The sequence below is a fragment of the Pigmentiphaga humi genome (assembly GCF_900606115.1).
Classification (GTDB): Bacteria; Pseudomonadota; Gammaproteobacteria; order Burkholderiales; family Burkholderiaceae_B; genus Pigmentiphaga; species Pigmentiphaga humi.
In genome coordinates, this window is sequence record NZ_UWPJ01000018.1 from 108,258 (window position 1) to 132,588 (window position 24,331).

General features: G+C 67.2%; 22 protein-coding genes, 2 tRNA genes and 1 pseudogene. 15 read left to right on the plus strand and 10 right to left on the minus strand.

Annotated features, from left to right (window positions below):
• Positions 1-12 precede the first annotated feature (12 nt).
• The 7 genes from hscB to uvrB all read right to left on the minus strand — a co-directional run bounded on the left by hscB (position 13) and on the right by uvrB (position 6,209).
• Positions 13-546 (minus strand): Fe-S protein assembly co-chaperone HscB, encoded by a 534-nt coding sequence (gene hscB, locus PIGHUM_RS12060; protein ID WP_124079844.1) that lies wholly within the window; start codon positions 544-546, stop codon positions 13-15.
• Positions 546-869 carry an iron-sulfur cluster assembly protein IscA gene (iscA, locus tag PIGHUM_RS12065; RefSeq protein WP_124079845.1) on the minus strand — a complete coding sequence of 108 codons (324 nt, stop codon included), beginning with the start codon at positions 867-869 and terminating at the stop codon, positions 546-548. The genes hscB and iscA overlap by 1 nt, the downstream gene beginning before the upstream one ends.
• A 19-nt stretch (positions 870-888) precedes the next feature.
• Positions 889-1,275, minus strand: a complete 387-nt coding sequence (iscU, locus tag PIGHUM_RS12070; protein WP_124079846.1) for a Fe-S cluster assembly scaffold IscU — start codon at positions 1,273-1,275, stop codon at positions 889-891.
• A gap of 15 nt (positions 1,276-1,290) precedes the next feature.
• On the minus strand, positions 1,291-2,502 hold the full coding sequence (locus PIGHUM_RS12075; protein WP_124079847.1) for an IscS subfamily cysteine desulfurase: 1,212 nt from the start codon (positions 2,500-2,502) through the stop codon (positions 1,291-1,293).
• A gap of 29 nt (positions 2,503-2,531) precedes the next feature.
• Entirely contained in the window at positions 2,532-3,035 is a 504-nt protein-coding gene (locus PIGHUM_RS12080; protein ID WP_124079848.1) for a Fe-S cluster assembly transcription factor, read from the minus strand.
• A gap of 312 nt (positions 3,036-3,347) precedes the next feature.
• A complete protein-coding gene (locus PIGHUM_RS12085) occupies positions 3,348-3,839 on the minus strand; it encodes a low molecular weight protein-tyrosine-phosphatase (RefSeq protein WP_124079849.1) in 492 nt (163 codons plus the stop codon).
• Between the two features lie 240 nt (positions 3,840-4,079).
• Complete coding sequence (uvrB, locus tag PIGHUM_RS12090) at positions 4,080-6,209, minus strand: excinuclease ABC subunit UvrB (RefSeq protein WP_124079850.1); 2,130 nt, start codon at positions 6,207-6,209, stop codon at positions 4,080-4,082.
• 256 nt (positions 6,210-6,465) lie between these two features.
• Here uvrB and PIGHUM_RS12095 point away from each other — a divergent pair, with 256 nt between their 5' ends.
• The 5 genes from PIGHUM_RS12095 (at position 6,466) to PIGHUM_RS12115 (ending at position 9,983) form a co-directional block, all read left to right on the plus strand.
• The gene (locus PIGHUM_RS12095) at positions 6,466-7,668 is read left to right on the plus strand and encodes an amino acid aminotransferase (protein ID WP_124079851.1); all 1,203 of its coding nucleotides are present in this window, start codon (positions 6,466-6,468) and stop codon (positions 7,666-7,668) included.
• A gap of 87 nt (positions 7,669-7,755) precedes the next feature.
• Positions 7,756-7,831: transfer RNA gene (locus tag PIGHUM_RS12100), tRNA-Asn, on the plus strand.
• Between the two features lie 120 nt (positions 7,832-7,951).
• Positions 7,952-8,386 carry a hypothetical protein gene (locus tag PIGHUM_RS12105; protein ID WP_124079852.1) on the plus strand — a complete coding sequence of 145 codons (435 nt, stop codon included), beginning with the start codon at positions 7,952-7,954 and terminating at the stop codon, positions 8,384-8,386.
• A gap of 13 nt (positions 8,387-8,399) precedes the next feature.
• Positions 8,400-8,891, plus strand: a complete 492-nt coding sequence (locus tag PIGHUM_RS12110; protein ID WP_124079853.1) for a copper chaperone PCu(A)C — start codon at positions 8,400-8,402, stop codon at positions 8,889-8,891.
• Positions 8,892-9,185: 294 nt separating this feature from the next.
• A complete protein-coding gene (locus tag PIGHUM_RS12115; protein ID WP_124079854.1) occupies positions 9,186-9,983 on the plus strand; it encodes an alpha/beta hydrolase in 798 nt (265 codons plus the stop codon).
• A gap of 28 nt (positions 9,984-10,011) precedes the next feature.
• On the opposite strand, the gene PIGHUM_RS12120 is transcribed toward PIGHUM_RS12115, so the two are convergent.
• Positions 10,012-10,614 (minus strand): IMPACT family protein, encoded by a 603-nt coding sequence (locus PIGHUM_RS12120; protein ID WP_124079855.1) that lies wholly within the window; start codon positions 10,612-10,614, stop codon positions 10,012-10,014.
• A gap of 71 nt (positions 10,615-10,685) precedes the next feature.
• On the opposite strand from PIGHUM_RS12120, the gene PIGHUM_RS12125 reads away from it, so the two are divergent.
• From PIGHUM_RS12125 to PIGHUM_RS12155, 8 genes and pseudogenes are all read left to right on the plus strand, one after another.
• A tRNA-Asn gene (locus PIGHUM_RS12125) sits at positions 10,686-10,761 on the plus strand.
• 94 nt (positions 10,762-10,855) lie between these two features.
• A complete protein-coding gene (locus tag PIGHUM_RS12130) occupies positions 10,856-12,163 on the plus strand; it encodes an MATE family efflux transporter (RefSeq protein ID WP_124079856.1) in 1,308 nt (435 codons plus the stop codon).
• A 75-nt stretch (positions 12,164-12,238) separates the two neighbouring features.
• Positions 12,239-12,361 (plus strand): annotated as a pseudogene (locus PIGHUM_RS24425) (DUF5710 domain-containing protein); the annotation flags it as partial.
• Positions 12,362-12,451: 90 nt separating this feature from the next.
• A complete protein-coding gene (gene rnhA / locus PIGHUM_RS12135) occupies positions 12,452-12,907 on the plus strand; it encodes a ribonuclease HI (RefSeq protein ID WP_246013153.1) in 456 nt (151 codons plus the stop codon).
• A 77-nt stretch (positions 12,908-12,984) separates the two neighbouring features.
• The gene (locus PIGHUM_RS12140; RefSeq protein WP_124079858.1) at positions 12,985-14,841 is read left to right on the plus strand and encodes a sensor domain-containing diguanylate cyclase; all 1,857 of its coding nucleotides are present in this window, start codon (positions 12,985-12,987) and stop codon (positions 14,839-14,841) included.
• Between the two features lie 59 nt (positions 14,842-14,900).
• Positions 14,901-15,650: a translesion DNA synthesis-associated protein ImuA gene (gene imuA / locus PIGHUM_RS12145; RefSeq protein WP_246013138.1), complete on the plus strand. Its 750-nt coding sequence runs from the start codon at positions 14,901-14,903 to the stop codon at positions 15,648-15,650.
• Positions 15,580-17,046, plus strand: a complete 1,467-nt coding sequence (locus PIGHUM_RS12150) for a Y-family DNA polymerase (RefSeq protein ID WP_124079859.1) — start codon at positions 15,580-15,582, stop codon at positions 17,044-17,046. The genes imuA and PIGHUM_RS12150 overlap by 71 nt, the downstream gene beginning before the upstream one ends.
• 6 nt (positions 17,047-17,052) lie before the next feature.
• Complete coding sequence (locus tag PIGHUM_RS12155; RefSeq protein WP_124079860.1) at positions 17,053-20,202, plus strand: error-prone DNA polymerase; 3,150 nt, start codon at positions 17,053-17,055, stop codon at positions 20,200-20,202.
• Between the two features lie 7 nt (positions 20,203-20,209).
• Here PIGHUM_RS12155 and PIGHUM_RS12160 read toward each other — a convergent pair whose 3' ends face one another.
• A complete protein-coding gene (locus PIGHUM_RS12160; protein ID WP_124079861.1) occupies positions 20,210-20,758 on the minus strand; it encodes an MgtC/SapB family protein in 549 nt (182 codons plus the stop codon).
• Positions 20,759-20,986: 228 nt separating this feature from the next.
• Between PIGHUM_RS12160 and PIGHUM_RS12165 the strand changes: the two genes are divergently transcribed.
• On the plus strand, positions 20,987-23,209 hold the full coding sequence (locus PIGHUM_RS12165; RefSeq protein WP_124079862.1) for a sensor histidine kinase: 2,223 nt from the start codon (positions 20,987-20,989) through the stop codon (positions 23,207-23,209).
• Positions 23,210-23,225: 16 nt separating this feature from the next.
• Here the strand turns inward: PIGHUM_RS12165 and PIGHUM_RS12170 are convergent, their stop codons facing one another.
• The gene (locus PIGHUM_RS12170) at positions 23,226-23,591 is read right to left on the minus strand and encodes a hypothetical protein (protein WP_124079863.1); all 366 of its coding nucleotides are present in this window, start codon (positions 23,589-23,591) and stop codon (positions 23,226-23,228) included.
• Positions 23,592-23,818: 227 nt separating this feature from the next.
• Between PIGHUM_RS12170 and PIGHUM_RS12175 the strand changes: the two genes are divergently transcribed.
• Positions 23,819-24,268 carry a hypothetical protein gene (locus tag PIGHUM_RS12175; RefSeq protein WP_124079864.1) on the plus strand — a complete coding sequence of 150 codons (450 nt, stop codon included), beginning with the start codon at positions 23,819-23,821 and terminating at the stop codon, positions 24,266-24,268.
• Positions 24,269-24,331 lie beyond the last annotated feature (63 nt).

The following is a 24,331-nucleotide window of genomic DNA, read 5'->3' on the forward strand; positions in this document are numbered from 1 at the left end:
TCCTATGTATCTTCAGTCTTGTTCCGCCAGAGCGTCGACGGCTGCATCGACCTCGTCGGAGAATTTTTCAATGAACATCCACTCCCGCACGCGCACGGCGGCAGCGGCGTAATCATGCCGGCGGTCCAGCAGTTCGCCCACTTCCTGCACCATGCCGCGCCGCGCCTGCGCCAGCTCGCCGGCCAGCGCCTCGAGCGCGGCCGCATCGCGCCGCGCCCGGGCTTCTTCCAGCCCTTCGCGCCATTCCATCTGCTGCATCAGGAAGGCGGGCGTCATCGCGGTATTGGTCTCGACCTGCAGGTCCACGCCCGCCCGTTCGCACAGGTAGCGGGCGCGCGCCAGCGGCGAGCGCAGCACGCCGTAGGCCTCGTTCGCGCGCGAGGCCCACTGCATGGCCACGCGCCGCTCCTGGGCCGAACCGGCCGCATGGCGGTCGGGATGGACCTTGGCCTGCACGTCCCGCCAGGCCCGGTCCAGCGCATCGCGGTCGAGCGCGAAACCGCGCGGCATCCCCAGCAAATCGAAATGGTCGGGATCCTGCTGCATCAAATGGTGAAAGACTCACCGCAGCCGCAGGTTGCCTTCTCGTTGGGGTTGTTGAACTTGAAGCCTTCGTTGAGCCCTTCGCGCGCGTAGTCGAGCTGCGTGCCGGCCAGGTAGGGCAGGCTCTTGGGATCGACGAACACTTTCACGCCTTCGCTCTCGAAGACCTGGTCGTCCGGCAGGAACTCGTCCACGTACTCGAGCTTGTAGGCCAGGCCCGAGCAGCCCGTGGTGCGCACGCCCAGGCGCAGGCCCAGGCCCTTGCCGCGCTTTTCCAGGTAGCGGTTCACATGGCGCGCGGCGCGTTCGGTCAACGTTACCGACATGGCATCCCCTTGCGAAATCTCAGCTGGCTTGGTGCTTGGCGCGATAGTCGCTCACGGCCGCCTTGATGGCGTCCTCGGCGAGGATCGAGCAGTGGATCTTGACCGGCGGCAGCGCCAGTTCCTGGGCGATATGGGTGTTGCGGATGTCCATCGCCTGATCGAGCGTCTTGCCTTTGACCCATTCGGTCACCAGCGAGCTGGAGGCGATGGCCGAACCGCAGCCGTAGGTCTTGAAGCGCGCGTCTTCGATGACGCCCTGCTCGTTGACCCTGATTTGCAGCTTCATGACGTCGCCACAGGCCGGCGCGCCCACCATCCCGGTGCCGACGGATTCGTCGCCCTTGTCGAACGAACCGACGTTGCGGGGGTTTTCGTAGTGATCGATGACTTTTTCGCTATAGGCCATGTTTGTTCTCCTGGTTCAGTGTGCAGCCCACTGCACCGTGTTGATGTCCACGCCGTCCTTGACCATTTCCCACAGCGGGGACATTGCCCGCAGCTTGTCGACCTTGCTGCGGATAAGCTGGACAGTGAAATCGATTTCCTCTTCCGTCGTGAAACGGCCGAGGGTGAAACGGATGGAGCTGTGCGCCAGTTCGTCGCTGCGGCCCAGGGCGCGCAGGACGTACGACGGCTCCAGGCTGGCCGAGGTACAGGCCGAGCCGCTCGAGACGGCCAGTTCCTTGACCGCCATGATCAGGGACTCGCCTTCCACGTAGTTGAAGCTGACGTTCAGGTTGTGCGGAATGCGCTGTTCCATGTCGCCGTTGAGATAGACCTCTTCGATCGTGGAGAGGCCCGCCCACAGCCGGTCGCGCAGCATGCGCACGCGTTCGCTTTCGATCGCCATTTCTTCCTTGGCGATGCGGAAGGTCTCGCCCATGCCGACGATCTGGTGCGTGGCCAGCGTGCCCGATCGCATGCCGCGCTCGTGGCCGCCGCCGTGCATCTGCGCCTCGATCCGCACGCGCGGCTTGCGCCGCACGTACAGCGCGCCGATGCCCTTGGGACCGCACATCTTGTGCGCGCAGAACGACATCAGGTCGACCTTCAGGCTGGCTAGGTCGATCACGACCTTGCCCGTGGCCTGGGCGGCATCGACGTGGAAGACCACGCCGCGTTCGCGGCAGATTTCGCCCAGTGCCGGGATGTCCTGGATGACGCCGATCTCGTTGTTGACGTACATGACCGAGGCCAGGATGGTGTCCGGGCGGATCGCCGCCTTGAACACCTCCAGGTCGAGCAGGCCGTCCTCCTGGACGTCGAGGTAAGTCACCTCGAAACCTTCGCGCTCCAGCTCGCGGCAGGTGTCCAGCACCGCCTTGTGCTCGGTCTTGACCGTAATGACGTGCTTGCCGCGCTCGGCATAGAAGTGCGCCGCGCCCTTGATGGCCAGGTTGTCGGACTCGGTCGCCCCGGAGGTCCAGACGATTTCGCGCGGATCGGCATTGACCAGCGCGGCCACCTGGGCCCTGGCGTTTTCCACGGCTTCTTCCGCTTCCCAGCCATAGGCGTGGCTGCGCGAAGCGGGGTTGCCGAAATGTTCGTACAGCCACGGCACCATGGCATCGACCACGCGCGGATCCACCGGCGTGGTGGCCGAGTAATCGAGATAAACCGGCGTCTTGATCATGGTTTTACCTTCCTATTGCAGCGCCGCGCTCACACCGCGGCAGTGGGCTCGGCAGCGCCCGAACGGCGATCCATCAGCACCGACTTGGCGGCGCTGGCTTCCTGCAATTCGCGCATGCGCTGCTGGTCCACCAGGTCTTGCAGGGAGACGGAATCCAGATACTCGACCATCTTGCGGTTGAGCGTGGCCCACAGCTCGTGCGTCATGCACTTGCCGGATTTGCCGTCGTTGCCCCGGGTGCAGTCCTGCTTGCCGCCACAGTCCGTGGCGTCCAGCGGCTCGTCGACGGCGAAGATGATGTCGGCCACGGTGACGTAGCGCGCCAGCTTGGCCAGCGAATAGCCGCCGCCCGGGCCGCGCATGCTGTCCACCAGCTCATGGCGCCGCAGCTTGCCGAACAGTTGCTCCAGATAGGACAGGGAGATGTTCTGCCGCTGGCTGATCGCAGACAGAGTGACCGGACCGCTGTGCTGGCGCAGCGCCAGATCGATCATGGCCGTAACGGCGAAACGCCCTTTCGTTGTAAGTCGCATTCGGGACCCCTGAAGTCTGATCTTCAAGCGTCGGAGACTGCCTGGACGCGTCCTGCGAGGACTCCGCCGGGAGCAAATCCCTAACGATTTGGTCAAGTATACCGAATTCCCGAACGTTTTTCTAGGGTTTTCCTGGGGAAACGACGGATACGGTCAGAACGTTGCAGCGCACCAAACGATGCCGGCGAACAGGATTGTTCCGCGCCGGTGCAGCCCGGGGATGGGAAGCCATTGAGGCAAAAACAAGGCCCGGGATGACCCGAGCCTGGGGAAATACGGCCTGGCAACGCCGGCGCAAGGCGCCGGCAAGAATCACGCTGCCTGGTATTGAGTCGCGCGCTTGCGCACCACTTCGAGCAGCCCTTGGCAGGCATCCTCGATGTAGTCGAGCACCTTGCCGAACCCCTCGGGGCCGCCGTAGTACGGATCGGGTACGGTTGCTTCTTCGTATTCGTTGGCGAAACGCATCAGCAGCATCAGCTTGTGCTGATATTGCTTGGGCGCCTGCTGCTGCAGCAGCGACAGGTTGTCCCAGTCCATGGCCAGAATCATGTCGAACTCGCGGAAGTCGTCGACACGGATCTGCCTGGCGCGGATCTCGCCAATGTCATAGCCGCGCTTGCGGGCAGCGGCCTGCATACGCGCGTCGGGAGGCTCACCGATATGAAAGGCGTGAGTCCCGGCCGATTCTATACGGACAACGTCGGAAAGACCGGCGTCTTTCACCAGGCGGCGAAACACGCCCTCTGCGCTCGGCGAGCGACAGATGTTGCCCATGCACACAAACAGTACCTTGGTCATCATGTCCGAAAGTGTGCGGGAAAACCCCGCATAGTTCAAGTTTTTTTTATGGGCAGAAGAAAATATTCCGCGCCAAAAAACGCTTTTTAATCAACCTCTTACCACGCAAGCGCTAGCGTTGCGGCAAGCCATCGGAACATGGTGCGCACTTATGGTTCATGCCGGTGCCCCACCGGCATGCCTTCCCATGCACCATTTCCGGGCAGAAATCTTGCGCAATGCACAAGGCATGCAGCCGCGGAACTATGGCCACCCGGCATTCAGCGCATCCTCGTCCGCCTGCTGGCCGCCCGCGCCGAATACCTTTTGCTTGAGGGCGAGCAACTGGTCGCGCGCCCGCGCCGCCTTCTCGAACTCCAGGTTGCGCGCATATTCCAGCATCGCCTTCTCGAGCTTCTTGATTTCCTTGGCCATCTGTTTTTCGCCCATGGCCTCGAAGCGCGCCGCCTCCAGCGCCTCTTCGCCGGCCTCCCCGCCGTTCTGGGGCGCATAGACGCCGTCGATCAGGTCGCGCACCTGCTTCTTGACTCCCTGCGGGACGATGCCGTTGGCGGCGTTGAACTGCATCTGCTTTTCGCGCCGCCGCGAGGTTTCGTCCAGCGCCCGGCGCATGGAATCGGTCACCACGTCGGCGTACAGGATGGCCCTGCCGTTGAGGTTGCGCGCCGCCCGGCCGATGGTCTGGATCAGGCTGCGCTCGGATCGCAGGAAGCCTTCCTTGTCGGCATCGAGGATGGCGACCAGCGACACTTCCGGGATGTCGAGTCCCTCGCGCAGCAGGTTGATGCCGACCAGCACGTCGAAGGTGCCCAGGCGCAGGTCGCGCAGGATCTCGACGCGTTCGACCGTATCGATGTCCGAATGCAGGTAGCGCACCTTCACCCCATGGTCGGCCAGGAAGTCGGTGAGGTCTTCGGCCATGCGCTTGGTCAGCGTGGTGATCAGCACGCGGTCGCCCTGCGCCACGCGCAGGTTGATCTCGCCGAGCACGTCGTCCACCTGGTTGAGCGCGGGCCGCACCTCCACCACCGGATCGACCAGCCCGGTAGGCCGCACCACCTGTTCGACCACCGCGTCGGCATGTTCCTTCTCATAATTGGCCGGTGTCGCCGAGACGAAGATCGTCTGGCGCCTCTTGGCCTCGAACTCCTCGAACTTCAGCGGCCGGTTGTCCAGCGCCGACGGCAGGCGGAAGCCGTAGTTGACCAGAGTTTCCTTGCGCGAACGGTCGCCCTTGTACATCGCCCCGACCTGCCCGATCGTGACGTGGCTCTCGTCGATGATCATCAGCGCGTCGGGCGGCAGGTAATCGACCAGCGTGGGCGGCGGATCGCCCGGCCGCGCGCCGGAAAGATGCCGCGAGTAGTTCTCGATGCCCTTGCAGAAGCCCAGCTCCTGCAGCATTTCGAGGTCGAAGCGGGTGCGCTGCTCGATGCGCTGCGCCTCCACCAGCTGGCCGTTGTTCACGAAGTGGCCGGTGCGCTCGCGCAGCTCGGCCTTGATGGTCTCGATGGCGCGCAGCACGGTCGCGCGCGGCGTCACGTAGTGCGACCCGGGGTAGACCGCGAAGCGCAGGATCTTCTGGCGCACCTTGCCCGTGAGCGGGTCGAACAGCTCCAGCGTATCGACCTCGTCGTCGAACAGCGTGATGCGCAGCGCCAGTTCGGCGTGCTCGGCCGGGAACACGTCGATCAGCTCGCCGCGCACGCGGAAGGTGCCGCGAATGAACTCCGTGTCGTTGCGCGTGTACTGCATGGCCACCAGACGCGCGATGACGTCGCGCTGCCCCACCTTGTCGCCGGTGCGCAGCATCATCACCATATTGTGATAATCGTCCGGATTGCCGATGCCGTAGATGCACGAGACGCTGGCCACGATGACCGTGTCGCGCCGTTCCAACAGGCTCTTGGTGGCCGACAGCCGCATCTGTTCGATGTGCTCGTTGATCGACGAATCCTTCTCGATGAACAGGTCGCGCGTAGGAACGTAGGCTTCCGGCTGGTAGTAATCGTAATAAGAGACGAAATACTCGACCGCGTTGCGCGGGAAAAACTCGCGCATCTCGGCATAGAGCTGCGCCGCCAGCGTCTTGTTGGGCGCCAGCACCAGGGCCGGCCGGCCGAGCCGGGCGATCATGTTGGCCATGGTGTAGGTCTTGCCCGAGCCGGTGACGCCCAGCAGCGTCTGGTACATCAGACCGTCCTGGATGCCTTCGCAGAGCTGCGCGATGGCCGCGGGCTGGTCGCCCGCCGGCGGATAGGGCTGGTAGAGCTGGAACGGGCTTCCTTCGTAGGTCACGAAACGGGGTTCGAAACCCGGTATCGCAGCCTGCTCCGGTGTGGCGCGCAAGCCTTCGGAAGGCGTCGTCTGCATGCTAGACTCTTGTTTCATCAGGAAAACTTCGGCAGCGAAACGGCGCCAAGGTTCCGGCAGGCCTCCACCGAGTCTTCCTCGGTCTCTGCCGTCGCACCGTCCCACGACGGCTTCGTCGACCGAAAAAAGACATTGCGCGGTGCGCTCCTCCGGCGGGATTCATCCCACAGCAGGATTTCGCATTGCAAAAAACAACCCGGCATTATTCCCCGCACTTCATATTCCTACAACCCCGCGCGCTTAACGGACGCTTTACATGACTTCGCTCTTCGCAGCCGTAGAACTGGCCCCTCGTGACCCCATCCTGGGGCTCACCGAACAATTCAACGCCGATACCCGCAGCAACAAGGTCAACCTGGGCGTGGGCGTGTACTACAACGATGAGGGCAGGATCCCGCTTCTCAAGGCCGTCCGCAAGGCGGAGCTGGCTCGCATCGAAGCCGCCGCCGCCCGCGGCTACCTGCCGATCGAGGGCCTGGCCGGCTACAACCGCGCGGTGCAGGAACTGCTGCTGGGCGCCGGTTCGCCCCTGATCGCCCAGGGCCGCGTGCTGACCACCCAGGCGCTGGGCGGCACCGGCGCGCTGAAGATCGGCGCCGATTTCCTCAAGCGCCTGGCTCCCAGCGCCAAGGTCGCCATCAGCGATCCGAGCTGGGAAAACCACCGCGCCCTGTTCGAATACGCCGGCTACGAAGTCGTCAACTATCCCTATTACGATGCCGCCACCCATGGCGTGAACTTCGCGGGCATGCTGGCGGCGCTGGAAAGCTATCCGGCAGGCACCGTCGTGGTGCTGCACGCGTGCTGCCACAACCCGACGGGCGTGGACCTGTCCGGCGAGCAATGGGCCAAGGTCGTGGAAGTGGTCAAGGCCCGCGGCCTGGTGCCCTTCCTGGACATCGCCTACCAGGGATTCGGCGACGGCATCGACGCCGATGCCACCGCGGTGCGCCAATTCGCCGACGCCGGCCTGGATTTCCTCGTCAGCTCCTCGTTCTCCAAGTCGTTCTCGCTGTACGGCGAGCGCGTCGGCGCCCTCTCGCTGGTTGCCGCCGACAAGGACGAAAGCGCCCGCGTGCTGAGCCAGTTGAAGCGCGTGATCCGCACCAATTATTCCAACCCGCCCACCCATGGCGGCACGGTGGTCGCCACGGTGCTGACCTCGCCCGAACTGCGCGCCGAGTGGGAAAGCGAGCTGGGCGAGATGCGCGACCGCATCCGCGCCATGCGCGGCGCGCTGGTCGAGAAACTCAAGGCGCGCGGCGTCGCGCGCGATTTCAGCTTCGTGCTCAAGCAGCGCGGCATGTTCTCGTATTCGGGCCTGACCGCGGCCCAGGTCGACCGCCTGCGCGAAGAACATGGCGTCTATGCCATTTCCACCGGACGCATCTGCGTGGCGGCGCTGAACTCGCGCAACATCGACGCTGTGGCGGACGGCATCGCCGCGGTCCTCGCATAAACCGGGCAAACCTGCCGGGGCGGTGCAGGAGATGGCAGTTTGCGGTTTTGAACTCTTCGCCATCCATGCTATAGTTACAGGCTCGATTCCCCGATAGCTCAGTCGGTAGAGCGACGGACTGTTAATCCGCAGGTCACTGGTTCGAACCCAGTTCGGGGAGCCAAGGAATCAAACCCAAAACGGACGCCTCGCGCGTCCGTTTTGCTTTGGTGCGCGACAGGAGGGCGAGCGCGTGCGGGCTGCGGGCCGTTTGCGCAGCGGCTTTTCTGTATGATTTCGCCCCATGGGCGCCCACGCAATTTCCCGCTTGGCTTGGCTGGCACTGCTGTGCACATTGCTGCACGCGGCAATGCCGTCCGTGCACGCCATCGCACCGCCCGATTCCATGCAGCGCACACTGGCGCTGCAACTGGGGCAGCTCTGCTCGCAGCAAACCGATGCGCCCCATGACGGCGACTCGCTGCCGGCCACGCCGCCCTGCCTGCTCTGCCTGGCGGGCGCCCATCTGGCCCTCTCCGGGCCCTCGTTCTGCGCGGTCGCCCCCACTCCTTATGTGCAATACGCGCAGCGCGCCGCGTCCCGCCTTCCCGTCGGGGGCGCGGTGCCCTATCTGTATTTCTCGTCCCGAGCCCCGCCGCGGGGAGCTCATTCCCTCTATTCCGAACGCGGGGGACTCGTGCCCCTGCCGCGTGACATGCCGGCGCAGCCGGCCACTTGACGACGAGATTTCCATGCAGATACGCCATGCTTTGCTTTCCACCCTGTTCTCCCTCCTGGCCGCCAGCCCGGCCTGGTCGCACGGCTACACGGCCGGCGACATCGCCATCGGCCACCCCTGGGCACGCGCCACGGTGGCCGGCCAGCCGGCCGGCGGAGGCTTCCTGAAACTCACCGCCGGCGGCGGCGGCGACACGCTGCTGGCCGTGCGCAGCGAGGTGTCCGCGCGCGCGGAATTGCACACCATGAAGATGGATGGCGATATCATGCGCATGCGCCAGGTCGATGAAATCCCGGTCCCAGCCGGGCAGACCGTCGAACTCAAGCCGGGTGGCTACCACATCATGTTCATGCAGTTGAAGGCGCCGCTGAAAGCGGGCACGAGCTTTCCCGCCACGCTGGTCTTCCGCAAGGCCGGCGAAGTCAAGGTGGACTTCAAGGTCGAGGCCGCCGGCGCTGCCGCGGGCGGGCACGGCATGTCCGGCCACGGCGGCCACGCCCATTGACGTAACGCGTTAGACTGATGCAGCAGCCGGCCGGCATGCGTCTTCCATACCGGCGGGGGAACGCGGACATGCCTGTTCCGGATGATCCCTCCCGCGAGTACCAACCATGACGCCCGGCCCCATCAACCCGGCAGGAATTGCTGCATGAGCGCCACACAACCACCAGCAGGTGCCGCATCCTCCCATGAGGGGGATGCGGCGCAACGACCAAAAGACGCGCCTCCGCACGCCTCCACGCGACAATCCGAAAGCGGAGGCCCCTGCCTCCAGGCAGCGGGCGGGCTGTACCGGGGCATGACCCGCGAGGCGATCGACGCCGCCTACAACAACAGCGCCGCCGTCCTGAACAGCGCCGTCCTGATGGCCGAGTTCGACGAACGCAGCCAGAAACTGCGCAGTGCCTATCCCCACTATCTCGACCTGCGCTATGGCCCTGCGCCGCGCAACCGGATCGACTACTTTCCCGCCTCGCGCCCAGGCCCGCTGCTGGTCTTCATCCATGGCGGCTACTGGCAGGCGCGCGCCAAGGAGAACTTCAGCTTCCTGGCCAACGGACCGCTCGACCACGGCCTGCACGTCGCGATGGTGGGATATACGCTGGCGCCGGAACGCTCGCTGGACGGCATACTCGGAGAGCTTCGCGCGGCCCTGGCCTGGCTGGGACAGCATGCCTCGCGATGGGGCACCGATCCGCAGCGCATCGTCCTGAGCGGCTGGTCCGCGGGCGCCCATCTGGCGACGCTGCTCATGGATGCTCCCGGCGTGCTGGGCGCCCTGGCCATCAGCGGCATCTACGACCTGGAACCTATCAGGCTGAGCTACCTGAATGAAAAGCTGTGCCTGTGCCCGCCCGACGTGCGCCGGCTCAGCCCCATACACCGGCCGGCCAGCAAGCGCGAACTGGTGCTCGCCTGCGGCGGCGACGAACTGCCGGAATGGCAGCGCCAATCCGAGGCCTATGCCGCCGTACGCGCCGGACTGCCCGGTACGCTGCTGCGCGTGCCCGACCGCAACCACTTCACCATCTTGGAAGAACTGGCTTCGCCCGACGGCATCCTGACCCAGCACGCCTGTCGGCTGGCAGGGCTCTGAAACCAGCCGGCCTGCACGCCGAGGCCTGTTAGCGCGGCTCGCCCTTCACTTCCAGCACCACCTGCCCCCGGCTCAGGTCGGCCAGCATGCGCCGCAATTGATCCACCTCCTGGCGCGGCACGAGCACGTCCAGGCGCACGCCCCGGGCGCCGAAATGCTCCTGGGCCACCTCGACGCCGGCCTCGCGCAAGCGCGCCTTGAACAGAGCCAGTTCGGCGAACGAACAATCGAGCGCCGCCTCGGCCAGATCGAGCACGGGTACGCGCCGGCCCAGCCGCAGGCAATTGGCGGCGCATCCGCCATAGGCCCGCGCCAGCCCACCCGCGCCCAGCAGCGTCCCGCCGAACCAGCGCACCACCAGCACCGCCACGCGGTCGCAGGCTTGGCCATCGATGGCCTGCAGGATGGGGCGGCCCGCGGTGCCGCCGGGTTCGCCGTCATCGTTGAAACGATACTGCGCGCCTATCCGGTAGGCCCAGCAATTGTGCGTGGCCGTGGCGTCCGCATGCTGCGCGAAGAAAGCCAGCGCCGCATCGGGGCTCGACGCCGGCGCCGCATGGGCGACGAAACGGCTTTTGCGGACTTCCTCGCGATAGGTGCAAGGCGCCTCTAGCGTGAACAGGGAACTCATGGGGAGAGTTTACCGTGGCGCGCCCTTCTCTTTGACGCAACGCCTTTTTCTGCTATAGTTATTGGCTCGATTCCCCGATAGCTCAGTCGGTAGAGCGACGGACTGTTAATCCGCAGGTCACTGGTTCGAACCCAGTTCGGGGAGCCAAGGAATCAAACCCAGAACGGACGCCTCGCGCGTCCGTTTTGCTTTGGCGAGCCGGGCTGACCCGCCTGCACGCTCTTTTCGCCTTGTCCCACCCATGCTTACACACCGGCGCGTACTGGCGATGGCGCTGCCCATCGTGCTTGCCAACCTGACCCAGCCCTTGATGTCGGCTGTCGACACGGCCGTGGCAGGCCATCTGCCGGGGCCGGAATACCTGGCAGGCGTCGCGCTCGGCGGTTTGCTCTTCAGTTTCTTGTTCTGGGGCTTCGGCTTCCTGCGCATGGGGACCACCGGACTGGTCGCCCAGGCCTGGGGCAAGCGCGACGAACATGCGCTGGCAGCCAGCGTGGGCCGGGCCCTGCTGCTGGCTGCCGCGATCGGCGCCGTGCTGCTGATCCTGCAGCGTCCCTTGATTGCAATGGGGCTGGCGCTGCTGGGCGGCAGCGCCGATGCCACGCGCCAGGCCGCCGCGTATTGCGCGGGCAGGATCTGGGCCGCGCCGCTGGCCCTGGCCAACTATGCAATCCTGGGCTGGCTGCTGGGATGCCAGCGGGTGCGCATGGCGCTCGCCCTGCAGATACTGATCAATGCGGTCAACCTGGCTACCGTGCTGGCCTTCGTCCACGGCCTGGACATGGGCGTGGCCGGCATAGGCGCCGCCACCGCGGTTGCCGACGGCGCGGGCACGCTGGCCGGGCTGTTCCTGCTCTGGCGTGCCCATCGCCAGGCCTGGATGCGCCTGCGGCTCGCACAGCTGTGCAATGGCGCGGCACTGCGCCGCCTGGTGAGCATCAACTTCCACATTTTCGTCCGCACCGCCTGTCTGGTCGGCAGCATGGGCTGGTTCGCCCACCTGGGCGCCGCGCAGGGCGATGCCGTGCTGGCCGCCAACGCCCTGCTGCTGAATTTCCTGACTTTCATGGCCTTCGGCCTGGACGGCTTCGCCCATGCCGCGGAAACGCTGGTCGGCGCCGCGGTGGGCGCCGGCAACGGTCCCGCGCTGCGGCGCGCCGTGCGCCTGTGCATGGGCTGGGCCTGCGCCGGCGCCGTGGCGTACGCGCTGGTCTATCTGTCGATCGGCGGCGCCATCGTCGACCTGCTGACCGACCAGGCCGCGCTGCGCGAGACCGCGCGGCGCTTCCTGCCCTGGATGGCATTGGCCCCGATCGCGTCGGTCTGCGCCTACCTGTACGACGGCGTCTTCATCGGCGCGACCCGGACCCGGCCGCTGATGCTTTCCATGATGGCATGCGGCGCGGCGTTTCTGGCCATGTCGCTCGGCCTGCTGCCGGTGCTGGGCAATCACGGGCTATGGCTGTCGTTCCTGGCCTTCAACGCCCTGCGCGGGCTCACCCTGTACCTGGCCGCGCCGCGCGCGGTCTATCGCCTGGCCGGCGCGTGAAGTCCGGCCAGGCGGCTTGACAACGGCGCGTGCGTCCCATTAAGGTCACGCCCCTCTTATCCTGCAGGTGATTCCATGGTTGTCTGGCTCAAAGTGCCCTTTGCCGAAAAAGACGAAGCCAAGGCGCTGGGAGCCAGGTGGTCCCCCGTGCAGAAGAAGTGGTACGTCAAGGAGGGCGCCGATCCGGCGCCGTTCCAGCGCTGGCTGCCCGCCGGGGGGGCCGTGGCCCCCGCCGGCCAGTCGGCCGAACCCGTCGCCGCGGACGATGCGCCGCCGCCCGATGGCGCGGTGGTGTACTGCGACGGCGCCTGCCGCGGCAATCCGGGCGGTCCCGGCGGCTGGGGCGCGTGGATACGCACGCCCTCCTCCTCCGTGGAGATTTTCGGCGGTTCGCCCGACACCACCAACAACCGCATGGAGCTGACCGCCGCCATCGAGGCGCTGCGCTGGCTGCCGGTGTCCTGCGAAGTCGTCGTGCACACCGATTCGCAATACGTAGTCAACGGCATGATGCAATGGCGCCATGGCTGGGTGCGCAAGAACTGGAAAGACGTCAAGAACGTCGAGCTCTGGAAGACGCTGATCGCCGAAGCCGAGCGCCATCGCGCCACCTTCCGCTGGGTGCGCGGGCACAACGGGCACAGCGGCAACGAACGGGCCGACGCGCTGGCCAACGAAGGGCTGGAGCATGCCCGGCGCACGGGCGCGAGCGAAGCGGTCGTCCGCATACTCGACACGCATTGATGCGCGCCTGCGCATAACGCCACAAAACCAGGCTGCATGGACTATTCTTCTCGCGTAAAGCCCACCGCGATCCCGCCATGCAAATAGCACCGTTGGCTCCAAACGAAGAAAAAAGGCTGGCCCTGCTTCATGCTCTGGATTTGCTCGATACGCCGCCGGAGCCGGCCTTCGATCTGATCACGAAAATGGTCGCCGGCGCGATCGGCGCGCCCATCGCCCTGGTCTCGCTGATCGACCGGCATCGGCAATGGTTCAAGTCCCGGGTCGGCCTGGACGTCGCGGAAACGCCCCGCGAATACGCCTTCTGCGCCCATTGCATTCTGCGCGACCAGATCCTGCTCGTGCCCGATGCCCTGCAGGACGAACGCTTCTTCGACAATCCGCTGGTCGCAGGCCCGCTGGGCATACGCTTCTACGCCGGCATCCCGTTGCGCAGCCAGGAAGGGCTGGCGCTGGGCAGCCTGTGCGTGCTGGATACGGCGCCGCGCCAGTTGACGGCCAACCAGATCGACTTGCTGCGCTATGCCGCGCAGTTGATCGACCGCGAGATCGCCCGGCGTGAAGCCACGCTGCTGGTGCGCCGGACCAGCGAATCCTCGCTGCAGGCGGGGCTCGACAGCGAAATGCGCTTTCGCGCGGTGTTCGAGGGGGCCGGCGTGGGCATTGCCGTGGTCGCACCCGATGGCCGGCTGGTCGAAGGCAACCAGGCCCTGGGCCGCATCGCCGGCTATCCCCCGGACGAACTGCAGGGGCTGGTGCTGCCCGATCTGCTCGACCCTCCCGACCGGGACGCCTACCAACGCCTGCGCCAGGAACTGGCGGCGGCGCAGCGCCCGCAATACTCGCTCGAAACCCGCTGCATCACCCGCTGCGGCACGCTGGTGTGGATCAACCTGACCGTGGCGGCGCGCCAGGACCATGCAGGCAAGCTTCTCTATTACATCGCCATCGTCGAAAACATCGACGAACGCAAGCGCGCCCAGGCCGAATTGCAGGCCTTGCAGCAGACGCTCGAGCAGCAGGTCGAGCAGCGCACGCGCCAATTGCAGCATGCCCATGAGCAGTTGCAGATCCTGACCGACAACCTGCCGGCCATGATCGCCTCCTTCGACCTGGAACTGCGCTTTCGCTTCGTCAACGCGACCTACGAACTGGCCCTGGGCAAATCGACGCACGAGCTGCTCGGACTGACGCTCGCCCAGGTACTGGGCGAGGCCAAGGCACAGGAAATCGTCCCCTATGTGGCGCAGGCCCGCCACACCGGCAAGCGCGTCGCCTTCGAGACCTCGCTCGATCTTCCCAACGGCAACCGCCATTACGGCGCGGTCACGCTGATCCCCGACATCACCGGGGGCAGGCTGGTGGGCTTTCACAGCATCGTCCACGACATTACCGAGATCCACAAGCGCGAGCGGCAGACCGAGCTGGAGGCGCGGCGCGACACCCTGACCAACCTGCCCAACCGCCGCGCCGTACAGGAGTTCCTGCCCAAGGCCATGGCCCAGGTCGACGAGCACGGCGGCATGCTGGACGTGCTGTTTCTGGACCTGGACGGTTTCAAGGCCGTCAACGACACGCTGGGCCATAACCATGGCGACCAGCTGCTCAAGGAGGTCGCGCGGCGGCTGGTCGCCCTGCTGCCCCAGGCCGATCTGGTGGCGCGGCTGTCCGGCGACGAATTCGTCGTCATCGTCCGGGACGACGGCACGCATTCCCGCATCGATCGGCTCGCCCGGCAAGTGGTGGCCGGCATCTCCGCGCCTGTCCGCCTGGGCGAGCACCAGGTGCAGATACAGACCAGCATCGGCATCGCGTTCTACCGGTCCGGATCGGACATGAACCCTGTCGACCTGCTGCGCAACGCCGACATGGCCATGTACGAAGCCAAGCGCGCCGGCAAGAACCAGTACCGCTTCAGCGCCGAACAGACCTGACACGGCCCCGCCACGGCTTGACGTCGATACTGTATATTTATACAGTATATGATCTGTTCATGTCTGCTGGTCCCATGTCCGCTTCGATCCATTCCTGCCCGCCGGCTCCCATCCATCCGCTGCTCTGGAAGGCGAACCAGCTCGCCCGTACGAGCCGGCCCGGGCTCGAGACCGGCCATGCCGACCTGTCCCGATGCCTGCCCGGACAAGGCTGGCCGCTGGGCAGCCTGACCGAACTGCTGCTGGACCAGGCCGGCATAGGCGAATTGCGCCTGCTGATGCCTGCGCTGGCGCGCCTGCCCGCCCACCGCAGCATCGCTCTGCTGCACCCGCCTCATGCCCCCTGTCTACAGGCCTGGACGGCACATCGCATCGCGCCGTCCCAACTGCTCTGGATCGCTCCCGAACAGCCGGCCGATACTTTGTGGGCCGCCGAGCAGATACTCAAGCACGGTCACTGCGGCGCCCTGCTGTGCTGGTCCGCCTCGGCGCCAGCCGCCGCCCTGCGGCGGCTGCACCTGGCCGCCCAATCCGGCGACACCGCGTTCTTCATGTTCCGGCCCACGCAGGCGGCGCACAGCGCTTCGCCCGCGCCGCTACGGCTGCAGCTGCGCCCTGCCGGCGATCGCCTGCGAGTGGACATCCTCAAGCGCCGCGGCCCGCTCCCGGGCACCTCGCTGCTGCTGCCCCTGATCTCCTCCGCGCCAGCCCGCGCGGCCATGCCCTCCCAAGCTCGCCATGCAACTGTGGATCAGCGTCTACCTGACGCAACCCAGCCTCGACGCCTTGAGTCCGTCCTGGCAGGATGAGGCCGCCGCCCCGCTGGCGGTGCTCGAACGCGAGACCGTGCTGGCGGTTTCTTCCGCGGCGCGGCGGCTCGGCGTACGGCCGGGCATGCGCAAGAAAGGCGCAGGTGCCATTGCGCCGCAAACCCTGTTCGTGCAGCGCGATGCCGCCCGCGAACGCCAACTGCTCGACGCCGCGGCGCTGGCCATGTTCCAGTACACCCCCGAGCTCGCCCTGGGCCCCGATGCCAGCCTGCTGCTCGGCGTGGGAGCCAGCCTGCGGGCTTTCGGCGGCCCGTTGACGCTGTCCCGCCGCATCCGCCGCACCATCGCCCAGCTCGGCTGCCAGGCCCGCCTGGGCATGGCGCCCACGGCGCTGGGCGCCTGGCTGCTCGCGGCCCGCCCCGCGCCAGGACCACGCCGCGTGCTGCGTCCGGCCGCGCTGGCGCGCCGCTGGGCCGGACTGCCCTGCCAACTGCTGCCGCCGGCGCGCGCCCATCTGGTCTGGCTGGACGGCATAGGCTGCCGCACGCTGGCCGACCTGATGCGGCTGCCGCGCGCCGGCCTGCAGCGCCGCTGCGGCGCAGCGCTGCTCCAGGCGCTGGACCACGCGCGCGGCCAAGCTCCGGAACTGTACGAGTGGGTCCGGCCTCCGCTCGATTTCTCCGCCCGCCTCGAATTGCTCGCCCGTATCGACCATGCCCCGCTGGTGCTGCTCGTCGCCCGGCGCCTGGTCCAGCAATTGGCCGGCTGGCTGGAGGCGGTCCATGCCTCGGTCACCGCCGTCACGCTGGAGCTGGAGCATGAACGCGGCCGCCATGCCCGGCCGCCCACGCCGCTGTGCATCGCGCTGGCCAGTCCGGGCTGGCATGCCGACCGCCTGCTGCGCCTGCTCAAGGAGCACCTGGAGCGGCTGGTCCTGCCGGCGCCGGTCATTGCCGTCGCGCTGCGGGCCGGCGGCATCGCCCCGCGCGAGGTCCCGTCCACACGGCTCTTCGCCGATCCCGGCGGCACCCCGGCCGACCGCGGCCGCCTGCTGGAATTGCTGGCCGCGCGGCTGGGCGCCGGCCGCGTCCTGGGCGCGGCGCCGCAAGCCGATCATCGTCCCGAAGCGGCCAATCGCTGGCAGCCGGCGCTCGATCCGCCTGCGGCCGGCGCTGACGCCCCCGAGGCGCTCGACCGCCCGCTCTGGCTGCTGCCCAGCCCCCTCCCCCTGTCCATGCGCCAAGAACGCCCCTGTTACGGCACGCCGCTGCGCCTGCTGCGCGGCCCCGAGCGCATCGAGAACGGCTGGTGGGACGGCGCTCCCATCGCCCGCGATTACTTCGTGGCCGAAAGCGAGACCGCCATCCGCTACTGGATCTACCTGGACCAGGCGCTGGACGAGCCGCGCTGGTTTCTCCACGGCCTCTACGCCTGAGCGCCCATGGATCCGTCCTCGCCCTCTTCCGGCTCCCTGCCGGACTATGCCGAACTGCAATGCCTGAGCAACTTCAGCTTCCTGCGCGGCGCCTCCTGGCCGGAGGAACTGGTCGAGCGCGCCGCAGCGCTCGGCTACGCCGCGCTGGCCATGACCGACGAATGCTCCCTGGCCGGCGCGGTCCGGGCCCACGTCGAGGCCGCCAAGCACAAGCTGCCGCTGGTCCTGGGCAGCCAATTCCACCTGCAGGACGGTCCCGGCGGCGTTCCCATGGAACTGGTCCTGCTGGCAACGAACAAGCAAGGCTATGGCAACCTGGCCGAACTGATCACGCTCGCCCGCTCGCGCGCCGCCAAGGGCAGCTACGTGCTGGAAACGGACGATCTTGCCTGTCCGGAAGCGGCGCATGCGCATCTGCGCGGCCTGCCCGACTGCCTGGCCATTCTCGCGCCCGCCCATGGCCTAGACTCCGCCGCGCTGGCGGCGCAGGCGGCATGGCTGGCAGCCACGTTTCCCGACCGCGGATGGATCGCGCTGAACCTGTCCAGCCAGGCCGGCGATGCCCGCCACCGCGACACCGTCATGCGCGTGGCGCGCGCGCACGGGCTGCCCGCCGTGGCCACCGGCCGCATCGAAATGCATTTGCGCTCGCGCAAGGCGCTGCACGACACGCTGTGCGCGATCCGCAGGCGGCAGACCGTCGCCGAATGCGGCTATGCGCTGGCGCCCAATGCCGAACAGCACTTGCGCGCGCGCGTGCGCCTGGCCAAGATCTACCCGCCCGAGACCCTGCGCGAGAGTCTCCGCATCGCCGCCCTATGCACCTTCAGCCTGGACGAACTGAAATACGAATACCCCGAGGAACTGGTGCCGTCCGGCCATACGCCGGCCACCTACCTGCGCGCCGCCACCTATGCCGGCGCGCGCAAGCGCTACCCTCATGGCATCCCGGCGCCGATCGAGCAACTGCTCGAGAAAGAACTCGGGCTCATTGCCGATCTGGCGTACGAGGCCTACTTCCTGACCGTCTACGACCTCGTACGGTTTGCCGAATCGCGCGGCATCCTGTGCCAGGGGCGCGGCTCGGCGGCCAACTCCGCCGTCTGCTTCTGTCTGGGCATCACCGCCGTGCAACCCGGCGACAACACCTTGTTCGGCCGTTTCATCAGCAAGGAGCGCAACGAACCGCCCGACATCGACGTGGATTTCGAGCACCAGCGCCGCGAGGAAGTGATCCAGTACATCTACGGCAAATACGGCCGCCGCCGCGCCGCGCTCACCGCCGTGGTCATCACTTACCGATCGCGCAGCGTGCTGCGCGACGTGGGACGCGCTCTCGGCATGGACGCCGCCCTGGTCGACCGGGTCGCCAAGGCGCACCAATGGTGGGACGGCCGCAACGCCATCCTCGACCGCTTCCAGGAATGCGGACTGGACCCGGCCTCGCACGGCGCGCAGCTCTGGGCCAGGCTGGCCGAACGGCTGCTGGGTTTTCCGCGCCACCTGTCCCAGCATCCGGGGGGCTTCGTCATGTCGCGCGGCCCGCTCTCGCGCATGGTGCCCATCGAAAACGCCGCCATGCCCGAACGCAGCGTCGTGCAATGGGACAAGGACGACCTGGACGCGGTCGGCCTGCTCAAGGTGGACGTGCTGGCCCTGGGCATGCTGACGGCGCTGCGGCGCGCGCTGGAATTCGCCAACCAGCGCCAGCAGCGCGAACTTCGCCTCTACAACATCCCGTCCGGCGACGACGCCACCTACGACATGATCTGCGAAGCCGACACCCTGGGCGTCTTCCAGATCGAATCGCGCGCGCAGATGAGCATGCTGCCGCGGCTGCGGCCGCGCACGCTCTACGACCTCACTATCCAGGTCGCCATCGTGCGGCCCGGCCCGATCCAGGGCGACATGGTGCACCCCTACCTCAAGGGCAGGCGCCACCCGGACACCATCACCTATCCCAGCCAGAAAATAAAAAAGGTGCTCGAACGCACCTGCGGCGTCCCTATCTTCCAGGAACAGGTCATGCAGATCGCCATGGTGGCGGCCGGCTACCGCGAAGGCGAGGCCGACGAGCTGCGGCGTTCGATGGCCGCCTGGCGGCGCAAGGGCGACCTCGTCCGGCACTACGAGCGCATCATCGACGGCATGTTGGCGAACGGCTACGAACGCTCGTTCGCCGAAGCCATCTGCCGGCAGATCCAGGGCTTCGGCGAATACGGTTTCCCGGAATCGCACGCGGCCAGTTTCGCGCTGCTCGCCTATGCCAGCTCCTGGCTCAAGCGCCACGAGCCCGAAGCCTTCCTGGCAGCGCTGCTCAACAGCCAGCCCATGGGCTTCTACTCGCCCTACCAGCTCATACAGGATGCCCAGCGGCACGGCGTCCGGGTGCTTCCTGCCGATGTCTGCGCCAGCCACTGGGAAGCCACGCTCGAACCCGCCGGCGAGCGTCCCGCGGTCAGGCTGGGACTGAACCAGGTGCAAGGCCTGCCGGAAGCCGCCGGCCGGCGCATCGAAGCCGCGCGCGCCCAGGGCCCTTACCGCGACGCGGCCGACCTGGGCCGGCGCGCCGAACTCGACCGCCACGCGCTGCAGGCGCTGGCTGCCGCCGACGCGCTGCGCCCCTTGTCCGGCCACCGGCGCGCGGCGCTCTGGGATGCCCTGGACAGCGTGCCTGCGCGCGGCCTGCTGCGCGATGCCATGGTCCATGAACCGGCGCCCCGGCTCGCCGCCCCCGGCGAGGCCGACGACATCCGCGCCGACTACGAAGCGCTGAAGCTCACCCTCAGGCGCCACCCGGTGGCGCTGTTGCGCGAGCGCCTGGCCCAGCGCGGCTTCCTGCCCGCGCAGGTGCTGCACGGCTATCCCGATCGCCGGCTGGCGCGCGCCTGCGGCATCGTCACCGTGCGCCAGCGTCCGGGCACCGCCAAGGGCGCCGTGTTCGTCACGCTGGAAGACGAGACCGGCCAGGTCAACGTCATCGTCTGGCCCGCGCTGGTCGAGCGCCAGCGCCGGGAACTGGTCGGAGCGCCGCTGCTGGGCGTCTACGGCACCTGGCAATCGCATGAAGGCGTGCGCCATCTGCTGGCCAAGCGGCTGGTGGACCTCACGCCGCTGCTGGGCAGCCTGGTCGTCTCGAGCCGCAACTTCCACTAGGGCCTGTTCAATCCTCCCGCGGCCGTTCGCCCGGGCCGCTCCGGTCCGGCACGATGACCCGGCGGCGCGTCGTTCCGGCCTGCCGCGCATGGGTGATCCTGCGCACCAGCGCCAGGATCACCAACGCGAACACGGTGCTGAGGATGGCCGTCATCTCGCGCCCCATCCCGGCCGCGATGCCTATGGCCGCGGTCAGCCAGATGCTGGCAGCCGTGGTCAGTCCATGGATCTCGCGGTCGTGCGCCTTGAGAATCGCCCCGGCCCCCAGAAAACCTATGCCCGAGATCACGCCTTGCAGCACCCGGCTCATGTCCGCCACTTCCATGCCGCCCTGCAAAGGCACCAGTACGAACAGCGCCGCGCCCAGGGCCACCAGCATGTGGGTGCGCAGCCCCGCCGAGGTGCCGCGCATCTCGCGCTCCAGGCCCAGCAGGCCGCCCAGCGCCATCGCCACGACCAGGCGCACGAACACGCGGGCGAACTCCCCCGCATCCGACAGATCCGCGAACTCTTCCGCCACCACGCTACCCATTTGCGCCCACATGCTTGCTCCCATGCCCGGTATGCCGGATATCAGGCCCCAGGCTACGACAGTCGGAGACCGCGCCTGCACCAAGAGGTCACGAAGGTAACAAAGGAATGGGCGCCGTCCGGCGGCACCCGGATCCCGGGTATGTCCCCAGTTGAAGTCCTGTTAAAAACTTTTACAATTTTCCGATGAGATGGGCCCCGCCCGGCGCTCCGCCAGACTGACCCATCCACGTCCGGCGAAGGATTTGCACGCATGAAGATTCCAGCCATCGCTCCGGGCACCCGCCTGGCGGCGTCCACGGCATTCGGCCTGATCGTGGTCGGCCTGGTCATCGCAATGGCCGCGTCACGCCCTTGGCTGGGGCTGGCCCTGGCCTGGGACGCGTCCAGCGGGACGGCCCTCGTCGCGGCCAGCACGGGCCCCGCCGGGTCCATTCCGGCCGGCACCCGCCTGGTCAGCGTCTCGGCCGGCGGCCCCGCCCACGTTTTCTCGGCGCTGGACTCCACCATCGAGCCCGACGGCAATCTGGCCACATACACCGAATACCGCGAGTTCCTCGCCAGCCAGGACCGGCTGGCATCGATCCAGGCCGAACCTTCGCTGGTCTTCCTCGACACCGACGGACGCAGCCATACCGTCGCGCCGGCGGCGCACCGGCCCTTATCCACCCTGCCCGCTGACTTCTGGATCCAGGTCATGGTGGGATTCTTCGCGTGGATGATCGCCGCGGCGGTCTGGGCCTTCCGGCCGCGCGAAACCAGCGCGCGCTTCCTGCTGTTCAACGGCTGGACCACCTTGATGTTCTCGCCCGGCGCCGCGGTCTACACCACGCGCGAATTCGGGATGCCGCTGGCCGAAATGCTGCTGCTCAAGACCATGAACTTCGGCGGCGGCCTGCTGTTCTGCGGCAGCATGGTCGCGCTGATGCTCAACTACCCGCGCCGGATGGGGCCGCGCGGACTGGGTTCCGTGGCGATCGCCGCCATGGCGGCCTGGTTCATCGCGCAGGCCTTCGGCATCTTCGATTCCATGCTCGTGGGGCGGCGCATCCCGGTGCTGGTGGCGCTCGCCGCGATGGTAGGCATGGCGGTGGCGCAATGGCTGGGCACCCGGCGCGATCCGGTCGCTCGCGCGGCCATGCAGTGGTTCCTGCTTTCCTGGGTGCTGTGCATCAGCCTGTTCGTGGCGCTGACCATGGTGCCCCAGTTCCTGGGCGTGCAGACGGGCGCCATCCAGGGCTACAGCTTCATCCTGTTCCTGCTGCTCTACGTGGGAATCGCCTTCGGCATCATCCGGTTCCGGCTTTTCGACCTAGGCATATGGTGGTTTCGCACCCTGGCCTGGATAGGCGGGGCCATCGCCCTGATCACGCTGGACCTGCTCTTCCTGTTCGGCATGCAATTCTCGGCAAGCTGGTCGCTGAGCCTCTCGCTGCTCGCCTGCGCGCTGCTGTGGCTACCCTTCCGCAACTGGCTGTGGGACCGCACCATGCGGCGTCCGCCGGCCGCCAACGACGTGTTTCGCCACGTTCTGCACGTCGCGCTCGCGCCCACCCAGGCGGGCCGCCTAGAGCGCTGGCAGGCCTTGCAGCAGCAGTTGTTCTCGCCCCTGGAGATCGCCTGGGCCGACCCCGTCCAGGACATCCAGGTGGACAGCGACGGCATCGCGATGACGCTGCCCGGCGCCGGCGCCTCGCCGGCCTTGACACTGCGCTATCCAGGCGCGGGGCGGCGTCTCTTCACGCCCGCCGACGTGCGTCTTGCCGGGCAACTGGTAGAAATGCTGGCCTATGCGGAGGAAAGCCGCGAATCCTATGCCCAGGGCGCGCGCGAGGAACGCAGCCGCATCGCCCGCGACCTGCATGACGACATCGGCTCGCGCCTGCTGTGCGGCCTGCATCAACCCGACCTCGAAAGCGCCCGCGAGAGCATGGCGCAGGCCATAGGCGAAATGCGCACCATCATCCACGGCCTGATCGGCGAACAGCATCCGCTCGATGCGCTGGAAGCCGATCTGCGCCACGAAACCGGCGAACGCCTGGAAGCCGCCGGCATCGCGCTATCGTGGCAAGGCTGCGACCCGGCGCTGGCCAGGATCACGCAAGTCGACTACGCGGTCTACAAGAACGCGCTGTCGGCCGTACGCGAACTGACCGCCAATGTCATCCGCCACGCCATGGCCACCGTGGTCGACGTCTCCATGCGGCTGGACGCCGGCCGCCTCGTTGTCGATATGCGCGACGATGGCCGGGGCTTCGCGGCCGAGTCCGATCCGTCCGGGCACGGCCTGCGCAACATCCGCAGCAGACTGGAAGAGCTCGGCGGCGCCATGCAGTTGGAATCGCACCCGGGAGGAACGCGCGTCCGGATGGAGATCCCGCTGCGCGCGCCTGCCGCAGCGCCGCCTCGTCCCGCCGCATCAGCGCGGCCATCGGCTCCGGGCCAGGACAGCGCTGCGGCAGCCGCTGCAGGGTAGTCCCGGGAGCGGCCCCTCACCCCCGCACCGCTTCCTCCTGGCGGACGGGCGCCCGCCCGGGCGCGGGGATGGCGTTTTCTTTCATGCACACGCCATAGTCGGCCTCGAGATCGTCCGGCGTGGCATGCCGACGATGAACGCCCGCGACCAGATCGATGAACCACTTGCGGGTTTCGGGGTCGTTCATCCTCGCGCTGGTCAGCACCGTTTCCACGGTGCGCTGGGCGGTCCAGCCCTGCTCCCGGAGGCGGACCACGATCAGGCCCACGTCCCGGTTCGTGGCGCATTCATCTTCGCGCATCGCCTCGCCCGCACCAGCCGGGACCTGCGCGGCACACTCCGCCGCCACGGCGATCGCACACGCCGCGAGCATGATTCTCATGAAAACCGCCGTTTTGTAAAAAGTCCGGGCCGAAGAAGGCACAAGCATAGCGAAGCCCGGTCTCGAACTCCACAATTTCAGCGCTATATCCGTGCTTCCGGGATAAACCGCAGCACGGAGACCAGCTGTTAAACCCGGAAAAGACCGCAACGGCACGGTAACCCCTGCCGAGACGCGCAGCCGCTAAGCTGGAAACCAGCCGAACAGCGGACCGGTGGACGAATCCCATGCGCACTCCTCCTTCTTCGCACGAGACACGCTACGCCGCCGAAGCCGATCTACGTGCAGCGGTACATCGGTGGCGGCCCGACATTCCTGCCCGGGCCGTCACCATAGACAACGACGAGCGCGGCCTCTGGAGCGCACAGATCTTCGGGGTGGAACAGGCCCTGCAAGGCTCGAGCTCCGCCCTGCTGGACGAAGTCACGGACCGGCTGGCACAGTGGCATCCCATTTACGACGCCGACGAAACCGCGGCTCTGCTCACTACGCTCAAGGTCATCGCCCCCAAAGCCGGCGTGGTCATTCCTCCCGGCGCGCTGAAGCTGACCGAGCTGCCCGGCGGCGTGCTGGTGCTGACGCTGAACGACGCGCCCGTGGTCGATTCCGAAGACCCGCTGCACCTGCTGTCGCAAGCCGTGCTGCGCCTACGCGCGGCTCAGGCCCGCACGCGCTGAACAGGTCGCGCCAAGGCCGGCTGGTATCATGTTTCTTTCCCGCTTCGCAGCGGGCCCTCCATA

Bases quoted from the DNA above. Each gene is read 5' to 3' on its own strand.
- iscU (WP_124079846.1), bottom strand. From the start codon at position 1,275: ATGGCCTATAGCGAAAAAGTCATCGATCACTACGAAAACCCCCGCAAC.
- PIGHUM_RS12110 (WP_124079853.1), top strand. From the start codon at position 8,400: ATGCAGATACGCCATGCTTTGCTTTCCACCCTGTTCTCCCTCCTGGCC.
- PIGHUM_RS12080 (WP_124079848.1), bottom strand. From the start codon at position 3,035: ATGCGACTTACAACGAAAGGGCGTTTCGCCGTTACGGCCATGATCGAT.
- PIGHUM_RS12085 (WP_124079849.1), bottom strand. From the start codon at position 3,839: ATGATGACCAAGGTACTGTTTGTGTGCATGGGCAACATCTGTCGCTCG.
- PIGHUM_RS12150 (WP_124079859.1), top strand. From the start codon at position 15,580: ATGCAACTGTGGATCAGCGTCTACCTGACGCAACCCAGCCTCGACGCC.
- PIGHUM_RS12155 (WP_124079860.1), top strand. From the start codon at position 17,053: ATGGATCCGTCCTCGCCCTCTTCCGGCTCCCTGCCGGACTATGCCGAA.
- PIGHUM_RS12095 (WP_124079851.1), top strand. From the start codon at position 6,466: ATGACTTCGCTCTTCGCAGCCGTAGAACTGGCCCCTCGTGACCCCATC.
- iscA (WP_124079845.1), bottom strand. From the start codon at position 869: ATGTCGGTAACGTTGACCGAACGCGCCGCGCGCCATGTGAACCGCTAC.
- PIGHUM_RS12105 (WP_124079852.1), top strand. From the start codon at position 7,952: ATGGGCGCCCACGCAATTTCCCGCTTGGCTTGGCTGGCACTGCTGTGC.
- PIGHUM_RS12120 (WP_124079855.1), bottom strand. From the start codon at position 10,614: ATGAGTTCCCTGTTCACGCTAGAGGCGCCTTGCACCTATCGCGAGGAA.
- PIGHUM_RS12175 (WP_124079864.1), top strand. From the start codon at position 23,819: ATGCGCACTCCTCCTTCTTCGCACGAGACACGCTACGCCGCCGAAGCC.
- uvrB (WP_124079850.1), bottom strand. From the start codon at position 6,209: ATGCAGACGACGCCTTCCGAAGGCTTGCGCGCCACACCGGAGCAGGCT.
- PIGHUM_RS12115 (WP_124079854.1), top strand. From the start codon at position 9,186: ATGACCCGCGAGGCGATCGACGCCGCCTACAACAACAGCGCCGCCGTC.
- PIGHUM_RS12165 (WP_124079862.1), top strand. From the start codon at position 20,987: ATGAAGATTCCAGCCATCGCTCCGGGCACCCGCCTGGCGGCGTCCACG.
- hscB (WP_124079844.1), bottom strand. From the start codon at position 546: ATGCAGCAGGATCCCGACCATTTCGATTTGCTGGGGATGCCGCGCGGT.
- PIGHUM_RS12130 (WP_124079856.1), top strand. From the start codon at position 10,856: ATGCTTACACACCGGCGCGTACTGGCGATGGCGCTGCCCATCGTGCTT.
- PIGHUM_RS12160 (WP_124079861.1), bottom strand. From the start codon at position 20,758: ATGGGAGCAAGCATGTGGGCGCAAATGGGTAGCGTGGTGGCGGAAGAG.
- PIGHUM_RS12140 (WP_124079858.1), top strand. From the start codon at position 12,985: ATGCAAATAGCACCGTTGGCTCCAAACGAAGAAAAAAGGCTGGCCCTG.
- PIGHUM_RS12170 (WP_124079863.1), bottom strand. From the start codon at position 23,591: ATGAGAATCATGCTCGCGGCGTGTGCGATCGCCGTGGCGGCGGAGTGT.
- PIGHUM_RS12075 (WP_124079847.1), bottom strand. From the start codon at position 2,502: ATGATCAAGACGCCGGTTTATCTCGATTACTCGGCCACCACGCCGGTG.
- imuA (WP_246013138.1), top strand. From the start codon at position 14,901: ATGTCTGCTGGTCCCATGTCCGCTTCGATCCATTCCTGCCCGCCGGCT.